Annotated in this window: 6 protein-coding genes and 1 pseudogene; 5 read left to right on the forward strand and 2 right to left on the reverse strand. The window is 64.8% G+C overall.

From position 1 onward, the window contains the following. Nucleotides 1-110: 110 nt before the first annotated feature. Nucleotides 111-1,343, reverse strand: a complete 1,233-nt coding sequence (locus tag VDP82_RS10045; RefSeq protein WP_323014713.1) for an amino acid ABC transporter substrate-binding protein — start codon at nucleotides 1,341-1,343, stop codon at nucleotides 111-113. 182 nt (nucleotides 1,344-1,525) lie between these two features. Here VDP82_RS10045 and VDP82_RS10050 point away from each other — a divergent pair, with 182 nt between their 5' ends. Together VDP82_RS10050 and VDP82_RS10055 are read left to right on the forward strand one after the other, a co-directional pair. Further along, a complete protein-coding gene (locus VDP82_RS10050; protein ID WP_323014714.1) occupies nucleotides 1,526-2,419 on the forward strand; it encodes an AraC family transcriptional regulator in 894 nt (297 codons plus the stop codon). 106 nt (nucleotides 2,420-2,525) lie between these two features. Next, entirely contained in the window at nucleotides 2,526-3,533 is a 1,008-nt protein-coding gene (locus VDP82_RS10055; RefSeq protein ID WP_323014715.1) for a LacI family DNA-binding transcriptional regulator, read from the forward strand. Between the two features lie 3 nt (nucleotides 3,534-3,536). Here the strand turns inward: VDP82_RS10055 and VDP82_RS10060 are convergent, their stop codons facing one another. Continuing rightward, entirely contained in the window at nucleotides 3,537-4,724 is a 1,188-nt protein-coding gene (locus VDP82_RS10060; protein ID WP_323014716.1) for an oligogalacturonate lyase family protein, read from the reverse strand. Nucleotides 4,725-4,940: 216 nt separating this feature from the next. Here VDP82_RS10060 and VDP82_RS10065 point away from each other — a divergent pair, with 216 nt between their 5' ends. The 3 genes and pseudogenes from VDP82_RS10065 to VDP82_RS10075 form a co-directional block, all read left to right on the forward strand. Further along, nucleotides 4,941-6,872 carry an ABC transporter substrate-binding protein gene (locus VDP82_RS10065; protein WP_323014717.1) on the forward strand — a complete coding sequence of 644 codons (1,932 nt, stop codon included), beginning with the start codon at nucleotides 4,941-4,943 and terminating at the stop codon, nucleotides 6,870-6,872. 137 nt (nucleotides 6,873-7,009) lie between these two features. Next, nucleotides 7,010-8,002: an ABC transporter permease gene (locus VDP82_RS10070; protein WP_323014718.1), complete on the forward strand. Its 993-nt coding sequence runs from the start codon at nucleotides 7,010-7,012 to the stop codon at nucleotides 8,000-8,002. A gap of 1 nt (nucleotide 8,003) precedes the next feature. Continuing rightward, nucleotides 8,004-8,544: pseudogene (locus VDP82_RS10075) on the forward strand (ABC transporter permease); the annotation flags it as partial.

Here is an 8,544-nt window from a genome sequence, read left to right on the forward strand (position 1 = left end):
TTCGGGCGGTTCAGCGAGTCAGATGCTGCCGCCGAAGACGGTGAGGTTGCCGAACCCCCACCCTTGATCCCTCCCCTCAAGGGGAAGGGGGCGTTGGGACCGAGACCTCCTTACCCCTGCACCCAGGCCGGCTTGGGCACCATGGGCTCGCGGCTGCCGGCGCGCTCGGTATGGGCGAGGCCGACGAACTTGCCGTCCTGCCACTGGCCCACGGTCCACAGGCTCCGCAACTGATTGTCCACCAGCTTCACCTTGCCGATCACCGTGTCGAATTCGCCGGTGGCGAGTTCCTGGGTGATGGCCTCGCGGTCGATATCGCCCACCCGCTCTACGGCCTGTTGCAGCATTTCCAGGCTCGCATAGGTGATGGCGCTGGCCCAGCTGTCCGGTGCCTGGCCGATCAGGGCGGTATGGCGCTCGAAATAGGCCGCCAGCTTTTCGCTGTCGGGGTCGATGCCGCCCACGCCCATGACGCCATTGTGGTTCGGCCCGGCAATGCCCGGATAGACCGGGAAGGCGGTGCCCACGCCCAGATAGAAGACTTTCGGGCTGAAATTGGCCGCTACCGCCTGCTGGGTCAGCGCAAAGGTGTCGGGCGGGTAGGAGAAGGCGACGAAGGTGTCGACCCCCAGCCCCGCGACCTCGTTGATGATGGGAGCGAAGTCCGAGGTGCCCAGCGGATAGGTCTTGTCATAGACCAGCTCGAACCCGGCCTGGGTGAAGGCGGGTGTCGCCGCCTTGGACAGGTCGATCCCGAAGCCATCGGCCACCGAGGCGATGGCCACCTTGTTGTTGATGGCGCCGGCGTCGCGCTGCTTGACCAGCAATTGCACCAGCGCATTGGCATAGTCGTGCCCGCCGCCCAGCATCCAGAAGCTGTGCTTCCAGCGCTTGGCCAGGTCGGGCGCCATGTCGGTCACGGCGGTGGCGGCCAGCTGGGGATAGCCGAAACGGTCGAAAGTGGGCCCCGAGGCCAGGTTCGGGCCGGTGCCCCAGCTCGGCAGGATGAAGTCGGCCTTGTCCTGGGTGGCCAGACGCTCGATGGCGCGCACCAGTTCTTCCGTGCTGGAGCGGTCGTCATATTCGACCGCTTCGAGCGGCAGGGTGACGCCGAGCTTGCTCAGCTTGAGCCCGCCGGCCTTGTTCACGTCGTCCACCCACAGCACGTAATTGGGCGTGGTGGAAATGCCCGCGCCGGCGGCATTGGCGCCGGTCTTGGGAACGGCATAGCCGATGCGGATGGCGCTGCGGTCCTGCGCCATCACGGGCAGGCCGGCCAGGGCAGTGGCCATGGCGCCGGCGCCCAGGCCCTGCAAGACGGTTCTACGGCTCAGATTGGTCATGTTTCCTCCCATGCCCGCCATGCGGGCGGCTCTCCTCGTCGGGGTCAGGTTCCGGCGCCGACCTTGCTGGTCCTTTTGGCGTCCGGTTCCGCTCCTCTTCGACCCTAGGCCGCAGGCAAAAGCGATCAAATGGACATTTGAGAAAGAGAATTGTATTTTTAACGGGTTTTGGAGGGGTAATCATGGTCGGCAATGGGCGGGCGCTGCCATCGGGCTTCGTGCAGGATGTCGAGGTCGAGGAACTGGCCGGCGCGCTCACCGCCCATGAATGGGATTTTTCCTCCGCCACTGCCCGGCTGGGCGGGCATGGCTTCGTGCTCGCCTCGGGCAGCGGCTCGGTGCTGCTGGCCGGTGTCGCCCATCCGCTCGAAGGCCCCTGCGTCGTCTGGCTCCCTAGCGGCAGCCTTGCCCGGGTGCGGCTCGATGCCGGCGCGCGCGGGGCGATGATGGCGGTCTCCGACGCGGCATTGGGGCGGGTGGTGCCGGCCAGCTCGATTGCCGGACCGCTGCGCCAGGCCATCGAGCGGCCGATGCTCGGGGTGCGCATCGAGGCGGCGGCTGCGCGCGGCGCGGTGCGCGATCTCGAGGACATGCGCCGCGAGGCGCTGGGCGAACTGCCCGGCATGCGCGAGGTTATCATCAGCCGCCTGTGCCTGGTGCTGATCGCCTTCTGGCGCTGGGGTGGTGGCGCCTCGGTGCAGCCCCAGTCCTCGCCGCGCCAGCTCGTGCAGAATTTCCTGCAACTGGTCGAGCTCAACGCCCGGGCCCAATGGCGCATCGGCGATTATGCCCGCACCATGGGCGTCTCCACCGACCGGCTGACCACCGCCATTCGCCGCGCCACCGGGCAGAGCCCGCTGGAGCTGGTGCATCGCCGCCTGATGGAAGATGCCGAAAGCCTGCTCGAGCGCTCGATCCTGCAAGTGGCAGAGATCGCCGACGCGCTGGGCTTTCGCGATCCGGGCTATTTCAACCGCTTCTTCGCCCGCCGCGCCGGCATGTCGCCCGGCCGCTACCGCCAGCAATTCCTGCTCCAGCGCGCCGGGCGCGAAGGCTCCTATGCCGCCTGGCCGTGAGCCAATTCGGTCACATGGCCGCGCATAAGCGGGCATTTCGATGCGGCGGGTCTTGTCTTGTTCAAGAAACGCAAATATTGCGTAATTGCACGACGAGGGGATGACCATGCCGCCCAACAGACGGGCCAGCCAGGCCGATATCGCCGAGAAACTGGGCGTTTCCGTCAGCACGGTGTCGCGGGCGCTGGCCAATGAGATCGGCATCAGCGATGGCGTGCGCCGCGAGGTGCAGCGGGTGGCGCGCAGCCTGGGCTACAGGTCCAAGCATGGCCCGGCCAGTGTCGCCGGTGACCGGCGCGCCTTGGCGCTGGTGCCGCTGGGCAGCGCCACCAGTGGCCTTTCCGGTTTTTATTTCGGCATTGTCGAGGGCATGCAGGCCCAGGCCGCCGCCGCCGGCGTGCAACTGGAGGTGCGCTTGGTGAAGGAGGCGGCGGTCACTCTCGACCTCATCACCAAGCAGGTCGCCCAGACCGATGCGGGCGGGCTGCTCCTGGCCGGCATCGACGCCTGGAGCGATCTGGCCGCCTGGTCGCAGCAGGCCGGCATTCCGGTGGTGCTGGTCAATGGCAGCGATCCCGACATGCGCGTCAGTTCCGTCTCCCCCGCCAATTACTACGGCGCCTTCATGGCCACCCAGCGCCTGCTCGATGCCGGCCACCGGCGCATCCTGCACTATACCCATCGCTACCGCCCCACCATCCGCCAGCGCCAGCGCGGCTTTGAAACCGCGATTTCGCGCACGCCCGGCGCGGTGGGCACCATGGTCAATACCGATGAGCGCCAGACCGGCGAATTGCTGCGCGATCTGCTGGCGGGCAAATACGACGTCACCGCCGCTTTCATCTGGAACGACATTGCGGCGGTGGAGATGCTTGACGGCATCTATGCGCCCGAAAGCCCCCTGCCGCGCAGCTTCTCCATCATCGGCTTCGACGACCTGCCCATTGCCGGCATGGCCACGCCCCGCCTCAGCACCGTCCATGTCGACCGCGAAGCCATCGGCCGCGCCGCCATCAACCTGCTGGTGCAGCATCTGGAAGGCGAAACGGCGGTGCAGCAGCTTGAAATCGGCGTTTCCATGCTGATCGGGGAAACCGTCTCCACGCTCGCCTGAATCTCAGGGCGCGCCGAAGCTCACATCGGCCACCGGCCGCTCCTGTTGCGCGGGCAGGCGATAGATCGCCCGCTTTCCGTCCTTGTCCGAAGTGAAATAGACATGGCGCCCCGCCGCATCGGTAATGGGGTGGGGATGGCTGTCCTGGCTGTCCCAGGAGGACTCCGAGCGTCCCAGCACCCGCCAGCGCACCCGTCCGCCGGCCCAGTCCACGTCCAGCCGCGAGATCCAGGGCGAGTTGCGGCTCTCATCCTCCGGCCCGCCCTGATAATAGCCGTCGCTCACCAGCATGGTTTCATCCGGGCCAACGGTGAAATGGCCATAGCGCACCCAGCTTGGCGGCAGGCGGATTTCGGCGGGTTCGGCGCCATCGAACCGGGCCCGGCCAATATAGGCGCCGCCATCGCTGTAGAGGCCGTGATAGATGACGGCGCTGCCATCCCGCTCCCACATTTCATGGCAGGTCCAGTCCCGCCGGCTGCGGCCCGCCCCCTCTTCGCGCAGGCGGATATGGCTCGCTCCATCCCAAAGCCAGACGCGGCGGATGCCGCAATCGGAAGGCCATTCGTGATTGTAGAGAATGCGGCGGGAATCGACGGGCGAGAATTGCACATGCGTCACCCAGGCGTGCGGCACCGGCTCGCACAATACTTCCTCGCCGGTCTGGGTCGAATAGACCCGTAGCCAGGAATTGAGCCCCAGCCGCCGCACCCGCGCATCGATGCCATGGTGCTTTTCTTTCCAGGCCTCATCCTCGGTAAAGGCCGCCTCGTCCGTGGTTGGAACGCAAAGCAGCCTGCCATCGGCCGAGACATGGGTGAAAGCGGTCACCTGGTTGTCGGGCAACTGCGCCAGCACCCGCTCCGTGCCCTCCAGGTCCACGGCGCGGATGTCTCGCCCTTGCAGATAATACAGCACGCCGCGCGCGGCATCGAAGCTGACGCTGGCCTTGCCGAACCCCTTATAAGGCGTCCCGTCGAAATAGACATAGGAGCGCAGCCAGCCCTCGCTGTTCTGTGTCAGTTGGGCGAGGGCGCCGCTGGCCAGGTCCACCCGGAAAAGGTTGGGATTGCCGTCCCTTTGCCCGATCGCCACCAGGGCGCGCCCGTCGCTCGACAGGCTGGTGCTGGTGAAATAGAGCAGTTGCAGGTCGATGTCGTCATGGCGGGCCACGCACTCGGCTGGCGTCAATTTTCAGTCCTCCCTTTCGCGGTTGCGTCTGCCTCCAGGGTCGTCTTGGCCGGAAATTCACAGCCCCAACGCCCTCAAATCTCAACGCAAGTATTACGCAAATTGCGTAATTTAAGGAATTTTGCCGCAATACTTGCGTTAACGCAAGTGGTGTTCTAGGCTCCCTTCGCGTCGTGAGGAGGCGTCCGCAGCTTTGCGGTCTTTGGGAGGAAGAATATGAAAAGATTTTCTGGAGGATTGACCCGCTCGGCTTTGCTGCGGGCCACCGCCGTGGTCACCTTGCTATCGGTTTCCGGCTTTGCCTATGCCCAGCAATATCATCAGGCTCCCGCGCTTGATGAGGCTGTCGCCGCCGGTACGCTGCCCCCGGTGGAGCAGCGCCTGCCGTCCAATCCGCTGGTGGTGACGCCGGTGGAATCGGTCGGCACCTATGGCGGCACCTGGCATTCGGCGCTGCGCGGGGGCCTGGACAATGCCTGGATCGCGCGCACCGTCGCCTATGACGGCCTGGTACGCTACAATCGGGACTGGACCGAGATCATCCCCAACCTGGCCGAAAGCTGGGAAGTCAGCGAGGACGCGCGCACCTACACCTTCAAGCTGCGTGACGGGCTCAAGTGGAACAACGGTACCCCGTTCACCAGCGCCGACATCGCCTTCTCGGTCGAATTGTTCTCCGAGCCCGGCTATGGCGTGGGCACCTTCGTCAAGAACCCGCGCAACCCCGTCACGGTCGATGTCATCGACGATACCACCTTCAGCCTGGTGTTCGAGCATCCCAATGGCGTCATCATGGACGACCTGGCCAGCGTCAACGGCTTCACGCTGGTTTCGCTGAGCAAGGATTACTGCTCCCAGTTCTATCCCAAATACAACCCGGACGCGGTGGCCAATGCCAAGGCAGCGGGCTTTGAGACCTGGGAACTCTATATGCAGGATCGCTGCTCCTGGGCCACCGAAACCATCCGCTGGGCCAATCCCGACCTGCCGATGATGAATGCCTGGATGATCGACGAGCCCCTGACGGGCGATGCCACCCGCACCACCTTCGTGCGCAACCCCTACTACTGGAAGGTCGATACCGAGGGGAACCAGCTCCCCTATATCGACCGGCTGGAGATGCGCGTTTCCGACTCGCTCGAAGAGATCACGCTGATGGCTCTCAATGGCGAGATCGACTACCAGGATCGCCACATCGCCACCGTCGCCAACCAGCCCCTGTTCTATGATGGGCAGGAAGCGGGCGACTATCGCCTGGGCGCCAACGTACTGTCCAATTCCAACACGCTTGTTCTCCAGTTCAACCTCAACCACGTCGATCCGGCGCGGCGCGAGCTGTTCCAGAACAAGGATTTCCGCATCGGCATCAGCCATCTGATCGACCGTGAGGAAATCATCGACGTGGTCTTTACCGGCCAGGGCGAACCCTACCAGGTGGCCCCGCGGCCCGAGTCGGTCTTTTATGACGAGGAATACGCCAAGCAATATACCGAGTTCGATCCCGACGCGGCGGCTGCGGCCTTCGAGGCGGCCGGGCTGGGGCCCAAGGATGCCAATGGCAACTATACCATGCCCGATGGCTCGCCCCTGTCCATCACCGTCGACCTGATCTCCACCGTGCGTCCCGAATGGATCGACATGATGGAGCTCATCCAGCTGCAACTGGGGGCCGGCGGCATCAAGATCGACCTCAACAACATCGACCGCACGCTCTATTACGACAAGCGTCCCCTGGGCGATTACGACGCTCAGATCTGGCAGGGCGACGGCGGCCTCGATGTGGTGCAGGAGCCGCGCTACTACATGGCGGCGGGTGACGAATCCGTCTGGGCCTATCGCTGGGCGCAGTGGTTCCAGGGCTCGCGCCCCGAAATCGCCGAAGAGCCGGCCGATTGGGCCAAGAAGCAGATGGACCTGCTCACCGAGCTGCGGGCCGAGGGCGATCCGGCCAGGCGCGACGATCTGATGCGCCAGATCCTGACCATCGGCAAGGAAAACTTCCCGGTGATCGGCATCAGCCTGCCCGGCGAGGGATACTACATCGCCAAAAACAATCTGCGGAACGTCGCCGAACTGATGCTTCACGCTTATCTGTTCCCCACCCCGGCCCCCTATGACCCGTTCCAGTGGTACTTCGCCCAGGAATAGGGTTCCTCCCGGCCCCCCGCGACCCCTCCCCCGGGTCGCGGGACGGCTGAGGCCGACCGGCCTTCATTGCCACGATCTGCCCTCTCCCCTCCCGGGGGGATGGCAAGCTCCGGGTTCGCTATTCCAGGGAGGCGCATATGCTGCGTTTCGTCACCGGCCGGCTGATCGCCATGGTGCTTACGCTTTGGGCCGTCAGCTTCGTTGCCTTCGCCATCATCCAGCTGCCGCCCGGCGATTATCTCACCACCTATGTCGCCACCCTGAGCGCCAATGGCGACCGCGTCGATCCCGCCGCCATCGAGGCGCTGCGCCGCCAATACGGGTTCGGCGAACCCTTTATCGTCCAATACTGGAAATGGGTTTCGGGCATCCTCATGCGCGGTGATTTCGGCCAGAGCTTCGAGTGGAAGGCGCCGGTCACCAGCCTCATCTGGGGGCGCCTGGGCAATTCGCTCATCGTGGAGGGCCTTGCCGTCCTGGTCATGTGGACCATTGCCCTGCCCATCGGCGTTTATGTGGCGGTCAAGAAATATTCCCTGGGCGATTACCTGGCCACCATTGCCGGCTTCATCGGCCTGGCCATTCCCAATTTCCTCTTGGCGCTGCTGCTGATGTATCTCAGCTTCGTCTGGTTCGGCACCACCATTGGCGGGCTCTATTCGCCGGCCTTTGAAAATGCCCATTGGAGCCTGCCCAAGCTGTGGGACTTCCTTGCCCATGCCTGGGCGCCGATCCTGGTGCTGGCCACGGCGGGCACGGCGGAGCTGATCCGCATCCTGCGCGCCAACCTGCTCGACGAGCTCAAGAAGCCCTATGTCACCACCGCCCGGGCCAAGGGCCTGCCGGAATGGAAGGTGATCCTCAAATATCCCGTGCGCGTGGCGCTCAATCCGCTGGTTTCCACCGTGGGCTGGCTGCTGCCGGCGCTGGTCTCCAGCTCGGTCATCGTCTCGGTGGTGCTTAACCTGCCCACGGCCGGTCCCTTGCTGCTGCGCTCGCTGACCAGCCAGGACATGTATCTGGCCGGCGCCATCATCATGCTGCTGGGCGTGCTCACCGTCATCGGCACGCTGATCTCGGACCTGCTCCTGGCCTGGATCGATCCGCGCATTCGCTACGGGGGCAAGTAGGATGGCCATGCAAACCCTTGCCGAAACCCCATTGGCCGCGCCGGCCAAGGCGCGCCGCGAATCCCAGATGGGGCTGATGTGGCGACGCTTCCGCCAGCATCAGCTCGCCGTGGTGAGCCTTTGGATCGTGCTGTTCTTCTATCTGGTGGCGGCATTGGCCGAGTTCCTCGCCCCCACCGATCCCGCCGCCTACAGTGCCCGCTACACCTATGCGCCGCCGCAGGGCCTGCACTTCATCGTCCAGGATGAAAATGGCGGCTGGGCCTTCATACCCCATGTCAACGGCTACAAGACCGAGGTCGACCGCAAGGCCATGCGCCGCAGCTTCGTGCTCGACCCCGAAGAGATCATTCCGGTGCGGTTCTTCGCGCCGTCCAATCCCTATCTGCTGGCCGGCTTCATTCCCATGTCGGTCAAGTTCATGGGCGTGGAAAACCCGCGCGATCCCTTCTACATCCTGGGCGCCGACCGGCTGGGGCGAGACCTTTTGAGCCGCCTCATCCACGGCACCCGCATTTCGCTCTCCATCGGTCTCGCCGGCG

Source organism: Devosia sp. (genome assembly GCF_034675085.1).
Taxonomy (GTDB): domain Bacteria; phylum Pseudomonadota; class Alphaproteobacteria; order Rhizobiales; family Devosiaceae; genus Devosia.

Excerpts from the sequence above, each read along its gene's own strand:
- VDP82_RS10045 (WP_323014713.1), bottom strand. The coding sequence starts at position 1,343 with ATGACCAATCTGAGCCGTAGAACCGTCTTGCAGGGCCTGGGCGCCGGC.
- VDP82_RS10050 (WP_323014714.1), top strand. The coding sequence starts at position 1,526 with ATGGTCGGCAATGGGCGGGCGCTGCCATCGGGCTTCGTGCAGGATGTC.
- VDP82_RS10055 (WP_323014715.1), top strand. The coding sequence starts at position 2,526 with ATGCCGCCCAACAGACGGGCCAGCCAGGCCGATATCGCCGAGAAACTG.
- VDP82_RS10065 (WP_323014717.1), top strand. The coding sequence starts at position 4,941 with ATGAAAAGATTTTCTGGAGGATTGACCCGCTCGGCTTTGCTGCGGGCC.
- VDP82_RS10070 (WP_323014718.1), top strand. The coding sequence starts at position 7,010 with ATGCTGCGTTTCGTCACCGGCCGGCTGATCGCCATGGTGCTTACGCTT.